At 52.3% G+C, this 17,623-nt stretch carries 8 protein-coding genes; 4 read left to right on the top strand and 4 right to left on the bottom strand.

The window, feature by feature from the left end:
- Positions 1-61: 61 nt before the first annotated feature.
- Complete coding sequence (locus tag ACCD07_RS07230; protein ID WP_413446943.1) at positions 62-4,630, top strand: hypothetical protein; 4,569 nt, start codon at positions 62-64, stop codon at positions 4,628-4,630.
- Positions 4,631-4,822: 192 nt separating this feature from the next.
- Complete coding sequence (locus ACCD07_RS07225) at positions 4,823-6,217, top strand: hypothetical protein (protein ID WP_413446942.1); 1,395 nt, start codon at positions 4,823-4,825, stop codon at positions 6,215-6,217.
- A 204-nt stretch (positions 6,218-6,421) separates the two neighbouring features.
- On the opposite strand, the gene ACCD07_RS07220 is transcribed toward ACCD07_RS07225, so the two are convergent.
- From ACCD07_RS07220 to ACCD07_RS07205, 4 genes are all read right to left on the bottom strand, one after another.
- Complete coding sequence (locus ACCD07_RS07220) at positions 6,422-7,582, bottom strand: hypothetical protein (RefSeq protein ID WP_413446941.1); 1,161 nt, start codon at positions 7,580-7,582, stop codon at positions 6,422-6,424.
- An 85-nt stretch (positions 7,583-7,667) separates the two neighbouring features.
- Entirely contained in the window at positions 7,668-8,588 is a 921-nt protein-coding gene (locus ACCD07_RS07215) for a hypothetical protein (RefSeq protein WP_413446940.1), read from the bottom strand.
- A 55-nt stretch (positions 8,589-8,643) separates the two neighbouring features.
- Positions 8,644-9,948, bottom strand: coding sequence for a hypothetical protein (locus ACCD07_RS07210; RefSeq protein WP_413446939.1), 1,305 nt, complete (start codon positions 9,946-9,948; stop codon positions 8,644-8,646).
- Positions 9,949-10,051: 103 nt separating this feature from the next.
- Entirely contained in the window at positions 10,052-14,395 is a 4,344-nt protein-coding gene (locus ACCD07_RS07205) for a hypothetical protein (protein WP_413446938.1), read from the bottom strand.
- A gap of 279 nt (positions 14,396-14,674) precedes the next feature.
- Between ACCD07_RS07205 and ACCD07_RS07200 the strand changes: the two genes are divergently transcribed.
- Together ACCD07_RS07200 and ACCD07_RS07195 are read left to right on the top strand one after the other, a co-directional pair.
- Complete coding sequence (locus ACCD07_RS07200) at positions 14,675-15,676, top strand: DUF6896 domain-containing protein (RefSeq protein ID WP_413446937.1); 1,002 nt, start codon at positions 14,675-14,677, stop codon at positions 15,674-15,676.
- Between the two features lie 369 nt (positions 15,677-16,045).
- Complete coding sequence (locus ACCD07_RS07195; protein ID WP_413446936.1) at positions 16,046-17,533, top strand: HNH endonuclease; 1,488 nt, start codon at positions 16,046-16,048, stop codon at positions 17,531-17,533.
- The last annotated feature ends 90 nt before the right edge of the window (positions 17,534-17,623 follow it).

Here is a 17,623-nt window from a genome sequence, read left to right as displayed (position 1 = left end):
GTAACTGAATCTAAATTCGGTAACGTGCTCCTATTGTTCAGACCTTTTTCGTTCGCGACGCATGCAATCACCCGCAGAGACAAATTCAGACAGCACCGGCAAGCCGCTAGATTACCTAGATGTGCTGCGGGAAGGAATGACAGCGTTGAATGCTGTGGGACATGACGGCTTCGAAGGGCTCGTCGCGGAAGTTTTGACCCGTGCCTGTGGCCGGCCTTTTAGGCTCGCTGCGAGCGGTTCGCAGGGTGGGCGAGACGGCGACGACGGGGCCGTGTATTTTGAGGCAAAACGATACGTCAGTGACTTGAAGAGACCCGCGGTTTCGGACAAGTTGTTGGAACTTAGTGTTCGCGGCGTCGAACATATCGACCTCTTCGTGCTCGCCGTTACATGCCCAGTAGGCGCACAACACGCTGAGTTCTACACGAAGGCCTGTGATGACATTGGTATCGAGCTGCTGCTGTTGGACTGGGATGAATCTAGTTCAGGCACGCCAGCATTGGCAGTGCTACTGTCTTTAGCTACCGATGTCGCTCGACGCTTTTTTGCTGAAAATCTTCCCGACAAAGCTCAGGAAATAGCGGGTGCGATTTCTGAATTGGAATCCAGGGTCGACAGCAGGCTACCGGCCGAGATGTTGTCGAAGCTAACAAGTCCCCTTGCGTCTTTCAGCTATGCGCGTGAGAGTAGCGAAAAATGGTTCAAGAAAATTTTCGGGAACGTCCGAGATGCTCGAGGAATCCTCCACCAGCCGGTGGCGCCTTTCGACAGCAACGCCAGCAACTACCGAGCGCGCCCTGCGTTGGCGAAGGAGCTTGCGGTAGCGCTCACCTCGGCGCCAGACGAAGGATTCTGGATGCTACAAGGCCGGGAAGGGGCAGGGAAAACCTGGCTTTTAGCTTCGACTTGGAATGAACTGGCGCCCCCACCGATTCTGGTTTTCATTGTTCCCGGGGAGTGTAGAGACCCTGCACGCCTGTATGACCTGGAAGGGTTCGTCGCAAATAAGCTTGCGATGCAGTCCGAGAAGACGATACACGGCGATGCTGATAAACGCTGGCGCCGTCGGTTGAAAACATGGGAGACATCGCCGCAGGCTGAACGCGTCCGGTTGGTCGTCTACCTGGATGGCATTAACCAATCTCCGGAGGTAAATTGGCGGCAGTGGATTGAATCCCTCTCGTCCTACGTTCAGTCGATTGGCGGAAGGCTCATTGTCTCAGCACGGCCGGAGGCGGCACAGCGCATTGCTGACACGGTGGCCTCGCCGTGTCGAAGGGTAAACGTCCCTGAGTGGACTGAGCAAGAGCTTTCTGAGATTTTGAAGTCGCTTGAAATTGAGCCTAGCCAAATGCCGCCACAGGTGTTTGCTGCGCTCAGAAATCCCCGCCTGTTGGGCATTGCGCTTGAGGTTCTGGGCAAGCGGGAAATAAATGGACTTGAAGAATTGCATCCTGAGCGACTGCTGTTCGAGTATATGAACAAAGCATGTCGAGATAGCGCGGTGCAGCTTGAACCGAGAAAATTCGCGCAAACTTTGCGGGGGCTCGCATCCGAGTTTCTTCGCCGCGTCAACGAAAATCAAACCGATGACCTGCATGTTTATTCCACCGATTTCGCTGTAGATTTGAGTGAGGCGGCTGACAGCCAATTTTTCCAACCGGTACCATGGGAAAGTAATCACTACGCCATCAATAGGAACGGCCTGTCACTCGCGCTAGGGCTTTGGATTATCTCCGAGTTGGACAAGGAGGCACGCAATAATCGTGACCCGGCTGAGCATCTTGAACATCTGATAGAGCCAATTGAGGCGCTAGACTTCACTGCCGATGCGATGCTCGCCGCCGTGATGGTCGCGTTTTTGGATACCGGCAAGGACTCCAAAGTTGGTGCTCTTCTGTTCTGCAGGTATTGCAATTTGCAGAACAGGCCGTCGAGTGAAGAAGTTGTGCTTCTTGGCTTGGCGCGTCGCCGCACTGGTTTGGTCCTCGATGCAGCAGAAGTCGCGATTGAGAAAGGGCATTCTCCGGATGGTGGTCTCATCGGTGCGACCCTCAGCGCGATTCGTGATGACAGTCAAGCGTGGGCCACGATGCAAGAACGCATCGCGACCTGGCTTACCCTAAGGTCTGATGTTGTCGACGATATTGGCGGAACTGACCAGGCGGAGAAAAAGGTTCGAATTCAGAATCATCAGAAAGAATATCAGGAACGGCTGCGAAACCTGTCGCAAGCGGAGAGCGCGATTCTGGACGAAGTGAACGGCGTGTGCATCAGCCGTGATGTTAAACCTTATCATTCGCTGGCGTTCTTGTTAATGCGCGGGCGGGCACTAGCCCCGTTCGCTCAACACATGGTGGCATGGTCCTTAGGGACCTGTCTGCTATCGAGTTTCTACAGTTTACATGACGAATTCCTGCAACTGGTCCAGTACAACACCGAAGACTGGGAGAGCACTCGCGGTGCTATTTTGCGCGCGAGCTCACGGCTAAGTGAACTAGAAGTGTCGGAGAAAGGAAAGTGGGCACTATGGCGTCTGCTGACGTCGACTGGGGCACTATTCGACAGCGCCGAGGCAAAAGCGCTCTCCGATGAATTGACGCAATCCGAAGGCCCGGGGGAGTCATGGTCGTTGAGGGAAAGGATGTGTGCGGTCGACCCGTGCGACCCTACCACCGGTATACCTGACAATTTAGCAGATACTGCAATCAGGTTTGCGGACACCCAACCATCCGAGATTGATACGCTCATGGGACAGACGGCGGAACACCACTTCTTCGCAAAAGCTGCCACAGGTATTTGCCGATTCATGCCTGAGTTGGCCCTGAAAAAATATCAGGAGCTGATAGCAGATGTAATGACGCGTAAAAGTTTGCCACTGCGTCAAGGTGTTCAACCACTGTTAGCTGCCAGTGCGTTGATAGAGCCTTCACTGGTTCCTGCGCTGACCAAACTCGCAATCGAGTGTAGTGAGAGCGAAAACTCGCTGGGCCTCAACACGCAAGACGCGCCGTTCGTGCAGCACTACGCGACTGAGGCGGTATTGCCTCATCTGGATGGCAATGAGCAATTCGCATTCTTTCAAAAGTGCGCCAATACGGGCATCGCTCGCCGCTCGGTGGAAATGCTGAATGCTGCTGAAGAAGGCTTTATCGAAAGAGACTGGAAGGGTATAGAAGATGGAGGCCACACGACAAAGTTGTGCAACGCCTTGCTCTTCATTGCTTACTCGCACACTTCGCTCCCTAGGGCTTTCAAGGAATCGTTGCCGCGGTTGGTACGCCATTCGGATTGGCTAATTCGCGCGCATGCACTCGCTGCTGTGGCCCGAACCGAGGACCCACGCCTCGTTCAAATTGTCGTCGACTCAGATTGGAGTGCATCCGCTCTGCACAACCGCCGTCAGGCCCTGGAGGAGCACGCAGGCTCACGCGTATTAGCTGCGGCATGTCGCTTGGGGATGATTGAGCCCAATGATGCGCTCGAAAGAATGGCTTTGTCTTCGTACGGTCTCATAGCGCGGTGCGGCGCCGAAGGTATCTCTGCTGTGGCCGCTGCAGTGGCCGGCGCATTACAACGTGTCCTCTGTCTGAACTACACCCCCAACTTGTCGGCCATTGAAGAAAGGGAAGTTAAAGACTTCGACTTGCTGCCCCCGGTGCTTTCGTCCCGTATTCCAAATGAACGGTCACGTAATCCGCTTGAACCAATGACAGACGACGAGAATGAGAAGGCGTGTGATGCTTGGCAGAGTGCCGCGTGGACCAGTTACTTTGCTCTGGAGTCCCAGCTTTCTGACGATGACGCCAGATTGGCATTGGACCATCTCAGTCAGGACTGCGTGGAGGCTATCGTCCTCGCGGACCCAGTTGCTGCTGAGACCTGGCTTGGATGGATAGGGGGGGCGGGGCCTACTCAGCAGCGTTTGATTGCTCATTTTTGGCAGCAGCTGGTAATGGGTTTTGCCCATGTCCGGAAAGATGCCAAGCCTTTGCTGGCGTTGGTACACCATCAGCCATTGACGAAGGTCGTGCGTAGCTACCACGGCATTTCAGTCTTTACCTGGTTACTTTGGCGCAGCGCAGATTTGCTCGACGTATCTCAAATCTGCTTCGATAGACTGAACGTTGCACAGAGCGACACTGAAATCGCATATGAGGTTTACGCGGCGGAGAGTGCCGAGAAAGGAAGAGCGCTTGACGACTATATTGCTCTGCAATTAGCGGTTGGAGAACCAGTCAATCTTTGCCGCGCTCTCACGGTTGCAGGCTTCCGCGACGAATGCCCGCAATCCGTCCGGTTGTTGGAGCAGTACGCAGAAGCGACCGGGATGGTCGGAGAGGCACGAGAGGCCGCCTGGCAGGCTTACCAGCGAAACAGATGGGCACGTCACTGGTTCGACTTAATGCAGCGTGCGCCGTCCAAAGAAGCCTTCTGGAGGCAGTCGCGCCTGTTCTTGAAGATAGCTGATGCCCGTTATCAGATGTGGCCATTGAACTCTGATGCTGCAAGCCCGTTCGCACGATTCTTTGTGACGCTGCATGCGGAGTTGAATGACCGTCTGGAGAAGTGGAGTCGCTCGCGTCGAGATAAATTGTATGGACAAAAACGTCCCTGGTGGCTGCATTAACCGTGTGCAAATTTCTCGATGAATGTGCGAAAAAAAACGAGGAAAGTTTAAATTTCTCGATGAAAGTGCGGTTTTTCCGATGGCTTCTAACACTCCTTTTCAAGGATGCCAGAACTTCTCGTGCTGCCTCTTTGCGTAGCCAGCAAGACGGCAGCAGGATTTGATTTTTATATTACTCATGAGTGCATTTTGATGACAAGCCCCTACCAAATTCACATTGACTACTTCAATCGCATTTTAGAAAGCTGGAAGTCAGCAATAGGGCATGTTCTAGTTGAATCGGTCGCCGTGAGAGAGCAAACCGGCTGGCTGCTACTGTCGGCGCGGGTTTTTTTGAGCGCGTTTCCCATGCCTAGCAAGGCTGACGAAGTCATTTCGGTTAGTGCACTTAGGTTCGCCAGAGAGCGGGTGGCGATGGATGTGGAAGAACTGAGTTTGTTCGTAAAAAACTTGCGGGCAGGTCACCTGCTAGTGCACGACACGTCATTGAACTTTCCTGGAAATTCGACAATTTCAGAGTACGTGCCGACTTCCCAGAACGAGCCAGAATTCTTCACGCCGCAACTGCAGGTGCGTTCAGAATCGCGCACTATGCAGAGCCGGGAACTCAATTATTCTGAAATAAATTCCGAGCTGCGAGCTGGGGAAATGCCTTTTGATGGGTTAATCGATGTTCTCGACTATTTCGGATTTGGGCATACTGGAATACTGCCGCATGAGCACCAAATCACTTTGACAATCCAGCCACCGGGCGATTTGCGCATCGACGAATGTTCTTTGTCCCAAAACACCTTGAAAATTTCGCTGCAACGAAAAACTTCGTTCGCTCCTGATGATTTCGGAGTGGGGCTTAGACAGCACCCCGACCCGGTTACCGGCCGCAGGAAGCAGTTGACGGACTCTGTGATGTGGTCGAACGGAAAAGAAGAATTTCAGGATGGTGCTCTCGAGATAGAGCTGGAAAGCTGTGCAATGGCGGAGGTGTTCATTACCGCTGGCGGGTTTAGCGTTCGTCGCGCGCAGATATCTGACCCGGCAAAAAGTCTAAATCATAGGTTTGCGGCCTACCGGTTCATTGACCCTGGGCTTCAGCAATTAGAGAAATTTTTGTACGCTACCAAGAAGGAAGCGCGTGAGCTCGAAGATGCCGTTGCCACCTTGTTTTTTCTTCAGGGCGCTAGTTCGCTGTTGCCACTCCCTACAGATTCACCGGACATAGTGGTAGAAACGAGAGAGGGCCGCCTTGCTGTGGTCGAGTGTACTATTCGCTCTGACAATTTGCGGGAGAAGGTTGGAAAGCTTATCCGACGCCGTGAAAATATGATTCTTGCTGAGGAACAGGCGGAAATAAATAGGCCTGTGCTGGGGATTTTAGTTGTTAATCAGGAGCGCAGAACTGTTGCGAAAGAAGAGCAATATTTAGTCGACAATCAGATAGTTTTGCTGACGGTCGAAGACCTTCGAGCCATGGTGGCGGAGCTACCGTTTCATTTTGAGTTCGATAAATTTTTTGTTGGCAAGATGGAACTCTTCATGCGCAGTTCCCAAAATATCTTTGATAGTTTGCCCCGGCCGGCCTCATTGTAGACTTGGCGCAAAGCATGGAAGAAGGGAACGCTATGACTGGCGGCGAGCAGCCGGCTTGAGCCCATCTACAAATGTTATGCCATATTGAAGGCGGGTGTGGGATGGGTAAAAGGGTTGCGCTGCATGACAGCAAATTAGAGGATGTTCAGGAGGCGCTTACAGGCCTGCTGCCCGCAGAATAGCTTATCTAACGAGTTGTCCGCGTCACATTCCAAAATCGTTACTAGGTTCATCGTCAGAAGGCGGCTCTTCGTCATTTGGCTCAGGCGCGATTTCGCTATTAATCTCGCTTCGTAGTTGAGTCAGCGCTTCGTTATATATTGCGTCCAGCCCCTCCGTATTCCCTAGAATCGCTATTCGGGTCACTGAATCCGGCGAGATGTTCGCAAGAATCATGTTGAGCGCATCCTCACGCGTTTGAGCTGAGGGAATCTCATCGAAGCCGTTGATGGCTTTCAGCAAATAGGTACTAAAATTTGCACTCTTTTCGAAGACTGCCGTCTTAGGAGACACTTCAACCGGTGCACACAATGACGAAGGCTTCACCATAGGCAGAGCGGGATAGTCAATACGGTCTTTGCCGTTTTCATAGAAAATGTAATTGGACGCACACCCAGTCTGTCGAAGCCGGTTGAACTGGTAGCCACGCATTGTATGTTTGCGCGAGATGTCCGCTGACGCCCCCGTGTAGCATTTGGCTTGAAATAAAAGCGGTACGAAGATGGGGCCTCGGGGCGCGCCCCCCACCGCAATCAACTCAGGCCTTAGTGGTGGCATAGGAGCGTTCTCGCGAATATCCAGGATTAGCGCAAAATCAGCACCCGTGACCTGTTCACCGCCGTCGACGGTTAAGTCAATGCTGCTCAGTTCCAACAGGTTGTCAGTACGATTTAGGTAAGACCTGGACGCATCTGCCCATGCGGCACAAGTTCCTCTGATGCTTTCAATGAATCTGCCGGTCAGCACGTCTTCACGTGAATGCGCTGGACATGCATCAAGAGCAAAATCTCGCTCTGCCTGCATTGCTGCGTGAAACAGCAACCATACTGTTGGGTCCCGAAATGAGACGGGGTCCAACAAAACACGCTCCAACAGTTCCTCCCAATTCTCAGAGCGAGCTTGCTTCTCGCTGGCCAACTTCCTCATCATATCTATACGGATATAAAATCCAGCCATCGACAAAATTCGCCTGCAGGCCGCGACGTCAGTTGAAATCTGCTTGCCAGCATCAGCAGTGCGCCTCGTCGTGTTCAAGCGAGAAAATCGTGCCCTGTCGCTTAACGCGTGTTCGCCAGCGCGAGTTTTCATGCTGTTGATTTCGTCCAGGCTCAGACCAAAATTTTTCAAAAATATATCGTTGTTCATTTATAGAAATTATAAAAAATCAGGTCAGTAAACCAATCGATGGTGGACCGAGTCGACGTGGATGGTAGATTTCACTTCGCTTGCGCTAAAATTTAGGCCAAATAACCTCGTCAAAGAGGCAGCAAATTAGTCGATGGTCTGTGACGTGGAACAGAGTCAAGTCACCATGGTCTTGTTGGCCAAGGAAGAAGAGATAGGCTTTCTTGTTGGTTTTCTTCTCGGCTTCAGCAATGGCGTCCTTACGCGCTACCTCGAGCTCGTTACAAACGTACGTGCGCTTCGATTTGCTCCAGGCAGTCCATGCAATCCTTATGCGATAAGGTTGTATTAGCTTTTTGCCTTCTCGCCCTCCACCATCAAGAGATACTTCAAAGTAGTCATCTGTTCGCAGTGGCGGCGACCATCGCATCGCTGCGTAGAAAATCCTCTGGTCAGGGTAGGAAAGTAGCTCATCCCACTTTAGTTTCTTGAACACCTGCGCATAGGTTTTAGTCTCAACGCCGGGTACGCTGAGGTCAAGATATCGGTCATAAGGGTAGTTGATGAAAGTGCGACATATCGGGCGAATCGTTCCTGCGGAACGCTTGCGCTGGACGTCTGTCGTGCCCCCACCATCAACACGAGGGCCGCCACGGGTTCTAGGCGGGAGCGGATGCTCGCCACCTGGTCCATCATCCACAACTACACGGTCGTCAACGAGGACAAGCTTTGAAGGGTATGGCGCTGGGAAGCCCGTAAGTTTCGAACCTAGTTTTTCCAGTCTGCCGCGGGCGGCGAGTTTCGCCTCGCCACTTACGTCGCAGTCAGCATTGTGAGTGGAGCGGAAATAGGGCCGCACAACATTCTCAGGTTGATAGGACGCTGGGACTGCCTTAGCACCACAACCTCTACAGATGTAGCGTTCCTTGTCTACGTTCTCAATCAGCCAAAGCTGTTCAGCGTCGATGATTTCGCCAGTGACCTTATCAATCGCAGATTCCATTTGAGTCCGATAATCAATTTCCACATGGCAATCTTAACAGGGGTGGAAAAAATCTGCACTGTGACGATGGGGAAGCAAATCAACGGACGGGGGCATCATCGTAATATCCATGACGAACTGAGTGTGGGTAGTCCTTGTAGGCGCTAAATTGTTCAAGTAGTGATGCAACCTCTTGGGCATCTACGGGCTTTGAAAATTGTCGAAGGCGAATGAAATCCTTAAGCTCGCCGAACGGTAAAAAAGCCTGAACTTGGACGCCCCAGTGGTAAGTGAGTTGCCACTTCAAATAAATGCTAAGGCTACAATCGCCGCCTAAGGAAAATCCCTCGTTAGAACAATACTTTTCTTCGAAGTCTCGCTCAAAAGGACGTAACCGGCTTCCGTCCAGCAATTCATACGAAAGCGAGCTTTGTGGATAGAGCTGCGCAGCAGCTTCACTCGCTGCAGACTGCGTCCAAAAATCAGCTGCATCAGCTTTCCCTGCGACCTTAATATATGCCTGCTTCGCTGATTTATGAACGACGCGGCCAATGCCCGATGGAGAAGCTATTGGACCTGGATTGAAATCGCTTGGCACATGCTCACCGTGTTGCCAGTGTTGGTTCACCGTCGCAAGCGTTAAGCTCGTTATTTGGTCATTCTGATTAGCTGGATTGGCCCAAATGATCGCGAAGCCCGCTTGCTGCAAGCGTCGACACTCAGCGAATACCCCTCGCGCGACCCAGCGAAAGTACTTGGACGCTTCGAATCGTGCTCGATTCGGATGTGTGACGGCGAACGTGCTCGTTGTCATCGCATAAAAAGGGGCGTACGGCTGTACAAAATCAAACTCAAATAGGTCCAGCTTGGCGTCAAGTGCAAACTCGCCGTTTGGCAAGAGATTCCACTTCAGTGGCAAGACTCGCTTTCCTTCCAGGATGAGTGCTCGAACACTGAAGCTCAAGAGAGGTTCCCAGGAATTCGCGACGATAATGTAAATGAAGTCGCTTACATAAGGCATAGCCATTTTCATCGCGGAACTGTATGCGAGCAATTCCTGAACTCCTTGGCGCTCAGGTCCAGGTTGGGTTTTTAGCTCCACCAGAAGATAGTGAGCGCTACTTGTAAAAAGGACCAAGTCTGGGCGCATTTGATTATAGCCAGGTAGCGCAACACTTCGGTCTGCACTCAACTTATCCGCCTCATCAAGCAGCTCACATATCCGAAGCGCGCGAGCGATCCCGTCCCTGCTAACCGCGTCAGTTGTTCGCGCCGTCGATTGCAACTCAAGGAGACGCTCTTTCAGCGCCTCGCGATTTTGTATGGCGTCGCCCAACCGATTGTTGTTTGCCGCATCAACGAACCAATTTTGCAACTGCTTTTCTGGAATGAATTCCCTGTTCACTTTTTCTCCGTGTGGGCGATTGCCTAGGTGCGCTGCCGATGGAACAAACCAATCCGACAGCGGTCGATTGCGAAGTGCTCCGATGCTTATTGCGTGCCGCTGGTCAGGCTTTTTTCGGTGGTCTAGCCGATACTTTTTTCTTGGGTAATGGCGCCGAGCCTGAGGCCTTTGGTCGGCGATGCGTGCTGTTAGCGTTCGCCGTCTTCGCCTTCTCGTCCCGCTTGCGGAAATCATCCGGAGCAGTTGCGTCGATACCGATGACTCTTAGATACCTCGAACGGTCTCCGCCTTCAAGTCTTTGGGCCTCTCGGGAGAGAATTGCGAGCACATCGTTAAACGCAATCTTCGAACCGGTAGATGGATTCGTCCAACGCCTTCCCTTCGTCTGAAGGACGAGCACCAAGAATCCTGTAGTAGCGTTACGGTGCCGCATATATTGGCCGACAAGTTGGCTTTCTAGCGCTTCGATATATTCGTCTAATGTCCATCGTTCTGACATTTTCAATTCGACGGACGCGCGCCAATCGTTCCGGCTGCAGAGCACGTCTCTGCGCTTGCTTTCCGCCGTGTGCGACTCCACAGATATGGAATAGCGGCCTCGCGCGTGATGATTCAACTCACTAGCAAGTAAGCGTTGGAAGTTCGCCTCCAATGCAATTCCAGCTTTGGCTCCTACGGCGCCGGGCTTAGAGATGCGAGTGAAGTCCACCTCACTGAAGAAACTGCGAAGACTGTGCTCACCGCGCTCAATATCGTATTTGAGCGCCAGGAGGTCGGAATGCACCGACATCGCAAATGAAATCGAATCCGTTACCTCAGCGCGGAAGTCTCGCTCGAATTGGTCGTACTTTATTTGAGGTAGCGGTTTGCGTGCGAGCTGACGCTCCCGCAGCTCAAACTGTAGCCGACGAATGTACATCTGCATAGGGCCGTGCGTTGCGGATTGTCGAATATACTCAAGCACCTCATAGGCCTTATGCGAGGTTGCCGAAGCAATGTTTGGAATCAGGGCATCTCGAAAACTTTGTGCATTGTCTTTCGCGCTCGGACTGTAAACAACCCCGTTTGGGCGTGGCTCGTCGTTCGCAGGGTTGACTGCCCACATCGTCCAAGAATAGAGGTCCTTGAGAACCATGACACCGTCGTCGCCTCTTTGTGCGAGTTGACTGACGTCACCTGTGCGGTCTCGACCAAAATGGGCCGCAAGCGCGAAAATGAACGCTTTCACGGCGAAGGGGTCTTTGGGGCCCCATTGATTCACAACGTCCTGGAAATTTGTTGGAAAGCTCGTCAGCCAGTGAGCGGCCCACATGACAGCATTGCTGCGTAATGCGACTAGCGCTTCATCGGGCTCTGCTGGAATAGGGGACTTAAACGCGTGCTTCATCGCACGCATAGCCGTGCGTTGGAACTGTGTCCGAAGAGTTGTGGCGGGCTTCTCCAGCACAGTACCAAGGATTTGTTCTGCGACCCAGTCCCGCGAAGTTCTTTGCTTGATGAGATAGTCCCATGCGAGCGGGGTTAGCACTTCCCGGGCTGGTTCGGGAGCATCGGATAATGATGTGAATAGGTTTTCCGCGTGCTCCGTCGATACGGTCCCGTTGCCAGTTTCCGTTGCAATCTTCGACAATTCAGAAATAGCAGTGGTGGCATGTGTCGCGACTAACGGCCAGAACCACTTCGGGTAACCGTTGATTTCGAAAGTACCATAACGCAAAGCTTGTCGGACTTCCGACTCGGAAAATTGAGGTAGGTTTTCCCCCTGTTGCAACTCCAGATGCAGCCCCTGTAAGCCAGCTGCTGTGATGTTATAGGTTGTTCTCGGCCCCTCTTCATCGTACCGGGGAGCTTCCTCCCGCCAGAGGCGCTTGAGGCCGGCCTGAGCAGCATCTGCAATCTCATTGCCTGCGGCGCGACGGAATACTGCAAAGTCGACTTCACCGTAACGCGAATCCGTGTTTGTTTGAAGAAGCCAACCGGCAACCCACGCAAGGTCGCCTTTCGAGCTCGCATCCGTAATAGCTGCAAGTCTGGACTTTAATGCCTTCTTCGATTGAGCGTCAACTTTGAGGTCGTCGCTGCCGGAGCGCCTCTTCGCTTTGGTTGGCAAGGGGACTGGCGATGCCGCAGGCCGCTGCTGGTATTGATTGAAAACGTTGGCCAGGCGGGGATTTTTAATTGAATCGATATCTTCTGGTTGATAGTGGCATGCGCTTCTGTAGCCGAAGACTTCATACAACAGCTGTGTGTCGTCGAGCCTCTTTTGCTCAACTACCTGTGCTAATAGTGCTCGGCGCACAGAGGTGTTAGCTTCAAGTGCAGCCCGTAGCTGTTTGGTGTCAGCGCCAAAGTGGCCTTCCGAAAGAGCATGTTGTAGAACTATGCAAAGTCTGGCAGCTTTTTGAGTGTGTTGGGCGTCGTGACGAGTCACGAGCGCTGCCGCTACGCCTACAGCCATTTCAACGTACTGGTCTGTGTTCCGCCTGCTGTTATGGGCGCGCCGCTGTTTTCGGTCACTCAGCCTTGCTACGCGTAACACCATGCTTCGACCCACTTTGTACAGTTGCTCGAAGGTGGCACTCGCCAGGAATTCTTCCGAATCGAATAGATATGGAATACTGAAAAAGCTTCCATCTTTTACGAACTGCTGGTTGATAATCCGTGAAACTTGAACGGCTGAAAGATGGTTCCAGCCCAAACGACGGAGCAACAACGCAGCTAAACTATCTTCGACCGTATCGCTTGTTACCAATGCAACGGCAAGGCCTTTGAAGTCGTTAGCTGTGCCTACATCCAATAAGTACTGGACTCCCGCTCGGTCTCCAAGCAGGCGGCTATAGTCATTGCCTGACTGACGTAACACTGGCATTCGCAGAATGTCTGATACTGACGCCGCCGCGATATCCATGAGCAGTTCTCGGGCCGCATAGTGTTCTCCATATTTAGCAAAGAGACTGGCAATGACTGGCGCCAAGCGTGCAGGGCCGGCTTGCCAGTGGTTCTCCGAGGTCAAGGAAAACATGCCGCGGCCGGGATGATCACCTTGTTCGACCAAACGTCGAATACTTTCTGTGAGCGCCTCCTGCGCGTCCGCCAACGGTATGGCGTTGTTGCGTAGGTCACCAAAGAACGCGAGCGCCTGCGGTTCGTATTGCAGAATGACACTGCGGCAATGCGGATTTAGGGTAGCGAGCCATCCCATCAACGGCAAGAACTCACGCTGCACTCCTTGCTCTCCGCTTGGCGCGACCCAAGTGAAATTCTGGATAAGCCGCAGCGCTTGCTCAGGCGACTCAGCCAAGCTTGCCAAGCGCTGGGCGGCCAAGAACGGGGACAGCTCGTTCGGATAAATTTTGACCTGGTGATAGCCTACGTCGATACATAACTGCGAATTGAGCAGTTGTTTAATCGCTTCCTCGTTCAATATCGGCGTCGCAATAAGCCTCGCTGAAAGTGACTTCTGCGGTATCTCTAGTGACGCCGGCGGCATCTCGATGTTGACCAGCTGGCACACTTGACCCGCTGCAGCAAGACGTTGAGCTGCTTGGCCGAGCAACTCTACCGTCCCAACTTCTACATCGGCGAGTCGACGGTCTGAAGCGCGTAACACTTGGATTGCTCCAACAACGCGGTCGAAAACCTCTGTAAGACAATCTGGTGGGCTTGACAGCATATCAATGCTGGCGAGAATATCCAGACCGCCCGGGTTTTTTGTGAACCCGCTAAGCCCTCGTTCGTAAGCGAGGGACAGCAGCTGAGCGCCGTCGACGTTCAAATGTCGGCCTGCGAGATAAAGCAGCGCCTGCTTAGATTCCAGAGGTGCCATCGAAAATATACGGAGCTTTTCTAGCTCGATAATCTCATCGGTGGTGGATGTCGACGCGTGGGAGTTGGCGACAGTACTCGACTTCGAAGCTGCTCTATCGCGAATTGTTGATGCAGGCCGTACAAGTATCTCAGAGAGCTTCTCGAACACCGTTGGAGTCAGGACGGCCGGCCGCGTGGATAATACCCATTTGACGCGGTCATTGGGCCAGGATACTGCATCCGCGAGGTCCCGAACGAGGTATTCAATGGACTCCCTCTTGCCTGCAGCAGCTTCGTCAAGTGAGTCTACGAAGAGTGTCAAAGTCTCGGTAGGTGATGCCCTCCAGGCCTTGAAAGCGTCGAGCTCATCGACCGTCAGCGCCTTCTCTACGCTCCCGCGGTCGGCAAGTGCTCTTAGGGCGATGAATACCGCCATCTTCGATGAAGCACGCATTTGCGACGCGCAATGCTCCATCTCGGTTGTTTTACCGAAATTTGCTGGTGCCACGACTACGCAGAAACGACCATCCAAAACCTTCGACCAATCGAGCCGCTTGCCTCGAACCTCCGACGCGATAAGCTCATCGGCGTCGTATTCTTTCCTCTCGACGAAGCGTCGGTTCAAATCGAAGTAGTCCATGATTCTCCTGTTTTTAGGCCGGTAGGTTTCGGCCTGACTTATCGATTCAGATGTATCTGCGGTACGCCGGCAGCTGCTGCAGCGAAAACTTCAAAATATTCTTGTAGCCCTGTAGATGTGCTTTCCATTTGCGTCAAGGGCCGACGCTGGTGTTCAAGCAAGATGCTATTCTAGGCTTCGTTTGCCTCATATGGCTAGAATCGCATGGCCGATAAGGCGAAAATATCGGTCAACTGACTTTCGTATGGGTGTAGTTCAGAACACGTAAACACGGGCCTCATGGACAAGAAACTAAAAAGACTAATCTCGGATTATCAAACTAGCGTGCGCTCTGCCGTCGAGCTCATGCATCGCTCCGGGATACCGCTTCCAATCACCGCCGGCGGTTGGGTTCGGACCGACATTCCTTATGAGGGTGAGCTTGATGGAGGCGTGAGCTATCGTAAGCATGGCACTGGATGCCAAGTGGACCTACCCACTGGCTCGGTTGACTTTGATTTCGGAAGCATAGGCGAAATAAACGGATTTGACTTATGGCGGCTTACTGAATTTGTTGATGGGGAGATTGCGAAATATGGATTCGAATCCGAAGACGCAATCAAAAGGAGCTTTGAGGCCGCCGTGCGGTCTGGTGAGTTGGCTCTGCGTGAAAATAATCTTTTCTATCTAACCCATGCTGAGCGGCTGTTGGCGACGGAGATAAATCGAGACACGCCAAACGACCTGCTCCCGCACTACGACCAAGATGAAGTTGTCGCGCTAAATGTGCACAGCTTTCTGGCCGCCGATTTAATGCGAAAAAACTATAGAAAACTTGCGAGTAAGCTTGACAAGAATAAGTACCTGAGCCAGAAGGACGAGGTTGAGTTCCGCATCTATTTTTCTACCTGGTTGGGCTTTCTGTACGCGACATGCGAAAGGTTTATTAAGCCTGATATGTCGGAGTTGTTGAAGGAACGCCGCCCCGAGAGTTTCGGAGAGCTAGTTCCTCAGTCAGGCGAGATAACGCGTAAAATTAAATTGCACTCGAATGCACTTCGAAAGTTTCGCAATAATGTCTTTCACACGCGCGAAGATGTTAAACCTATCATGCTGTTTGCAGCTGACGACGCCGGGCGTCTGTCTTGGGCTGGCGAGCTTCATGCCGCGCTGGCTGGATTTTTTTCGATGTATCGTATCCTATGCGAGGAGCATTACCTGACGCGTGGCCGCTTTGAAGAAAGCCAAATACGAAAACAGAGCGCAAAGAGAAAGGCGCGCAGGTTCAATAGTCCAACTTGAGCAACTGTGTCTGTTGTGGAACTAAGTGCTGGTGGCGTTCCTGTTCATATGGCGATCCCACCTGAAGAAGTCGCGAGCTCTCTTCTGACGGAGTCATTGGAGGACATTGAAAAGTCGTTGACGTGCTTTGATCACGACGATGAAGCGATGTCGGTACTTCGGAAAGATGCCCTGCGCTGTGTGATGAAAGCCCTTGCGGACGGCTATCAAGTTCCACAGCATCGTGAGAGGTTGGCCACTCTCTGCGTAGTCATCTAGGCCGGCCAGGTATTTCACGCTCGGTTTTAGCCAAGCCCCCCTTTACGGGTTTTGTCTGTCAATTGCAGCAAGCGATCTCAAATACACGATAACGAAAAGGCAAACCCATACATGGAAGAATTAGATCACGCCGGCCGCCAGTTGCTTACAGTGCTGGTACAACACATCTCGGGTGGCACCGTTAGGCCAAGCCGCCCTGAAACGTTCATCACTTATCAAGACACACATCGCCATCTCGGCCTTACATGCGATGCAGGCGGTAACCACGACTATGGTCGCTGCTTGAAGCAGCATGGACTTGATTCACTAGGGCGCTGGCTGAAGAACACCGGCAAACCAGCCATCGCTGGCCTAATAGTCAAAAAGCACGGTGCCAGAGAACCTGGCGAGGGCTTCTTCGAATTGTTTGCGCCTCTAGGTAACCCATATGAATGGTGGGAGAACGAGATTAGACGATCAATAGAACCTGTTGAGCAATGGGGGCCGTATATTGTCTCAGTTGCGTCACCAAGTCTGTCGGCGACTGTTGGCCAGGCACTGCCAAAGATGCCCCGCACAGCCAACACCATATACGAATTGCTAGTTGATGTCGGTATTAACGTCGATGAATGGGATGTGAGCGTAGACGGTGAACCGATTGCTAATCCTCGGAATAATCCCTCTCGGAATACCGCATGGTCGTACGGCGGCGAGGTCGGCGAACCAACGGCGCTCTGTATATGGCATGACCTTATTTCATGGAATTGCACTCCACCGGTTTTCGTTTACAACGAAATTGAGTATCAGAATGAGGTCGCCAACGAACGAGCTATCACGAAGGATTCAAAGAAGAAAGCTGGGCTGACGAAGTGGCTTAAGCACTCGAGGGAATTCTTTATGGCTGTACGACAGGCCTACATATCTCGATCCCCCATTCAAATAATCCTACTCGCAGGTACTCGGCTAGGAATTCATGATTCGAGTGATGAGCAGGGCGGTGTGACAGCACGCGAGCTAGACCCCGTTGCTTGGTATGCGCACGAATGGAATCCAATGACCGGTTCTTATACACTTGTCCGCGGGATAGCACCGCCTGAACTGGCGGCCCCAGATGTCAGAGACGACAGTGATGATCCATTGAATAGTCCGGCGCTATTCGCACTTGTGGGTACGTTAGATGAGACCGAAGTGTTGGCTATCGTGAAGGCGCGAACTCGTCAAAGTCAGTTCAGGAAAAGCCTGTTGGAGCGATGGAAAAAATGTTCAGTTTCCGGCTGTGGTTTAACTGAGGTGCTTATTGCCAGCCATATTAAGCCATGGTCCGTTTGCGAGACTTACGAGGAGCGCGTCGGAGTGGCAAATGGGCTACTGCTCACACCCAACTTGGATAGTTTGTTTGACGAAGGATTGATCACTTTTGAAGACAATTTTCAAATTAAAATTAGCCCGTTACTACGTCAAGGATTTCAGCTAGACCTGAAGATCGATCACAACATGCGAATTTTACAGCGGCACGAAGACATTCGACCGTTCCTGGAATGGCACCGCAAGAATCGCTACTATGAAACCGACGAGCAGCGCGCGTTAAGGTACAACGCCTCGAAGAGAGACGCAAAATAGACGGGGAGCGTTAGGGCGAATTACCTGCGCCAAAACTTGTCGGGGTGTCGAATGTACGCGCCGTTGAATTGCTATGGAGTCGAGACTTTG

Source organism: Duganella sp. Dugasp56 (assembly GCF_047304105.1).
In the GTDB taxonomy this organism is placed as follows: domain Bacteria; phylum Pseudomonadota; class Gammaproteobacteria; order Burkholderiales; family Burkholderiaceae_D; genus Rugamonas; species Rugamonas hordei.
This window is presented reverse-complemented; position numbering and strand designations above follow the sequence as displayed.

Coding starts and splice junctions, on each gene's coding strand:
- ACCD07_RS07230 (WP_413446943.1), top strand. CDS start 62: ATGCAATCACCCGCAGAGACAAATTCAGACAGCACCGGCAAGCCGCTA.
- ACCD07_RS07200 (WP_413446937.1), top strand. CDS start 14,675: ATGGACAAGAAACTAAAAAGACTAATCTCGGATTATCAAACTAGCGTG.
- ACCD07_RS07205 (WP_413446938.1), bottom strand. CDS start 14,395: ATGGACTACTTCGATTTGAACCGACGCTTCGTCGAGAGGAAAGAATAC.
- ACCD07_RS07225 (WP_413446942.1), top strand. CDS start 4,823: ATGACAAGCCCCTACCAAATTCACATTGACTACTTCAATCGCATTTTA.
- ACCD07_RS07195 (WP_413446936.1), top strand. CDS start 16,046: ATGGAAGAATTAGATCACGCCGGCCGCCAGTTGCTTACAGTGCTGGTA.
- ACCD07_RS07220 (WP_413446941.1), bottom strand. CDS start 7,582: ATGAACAACGATATATTTTTGAAAAATTTTGGTCTGAGCCTGGACGAA.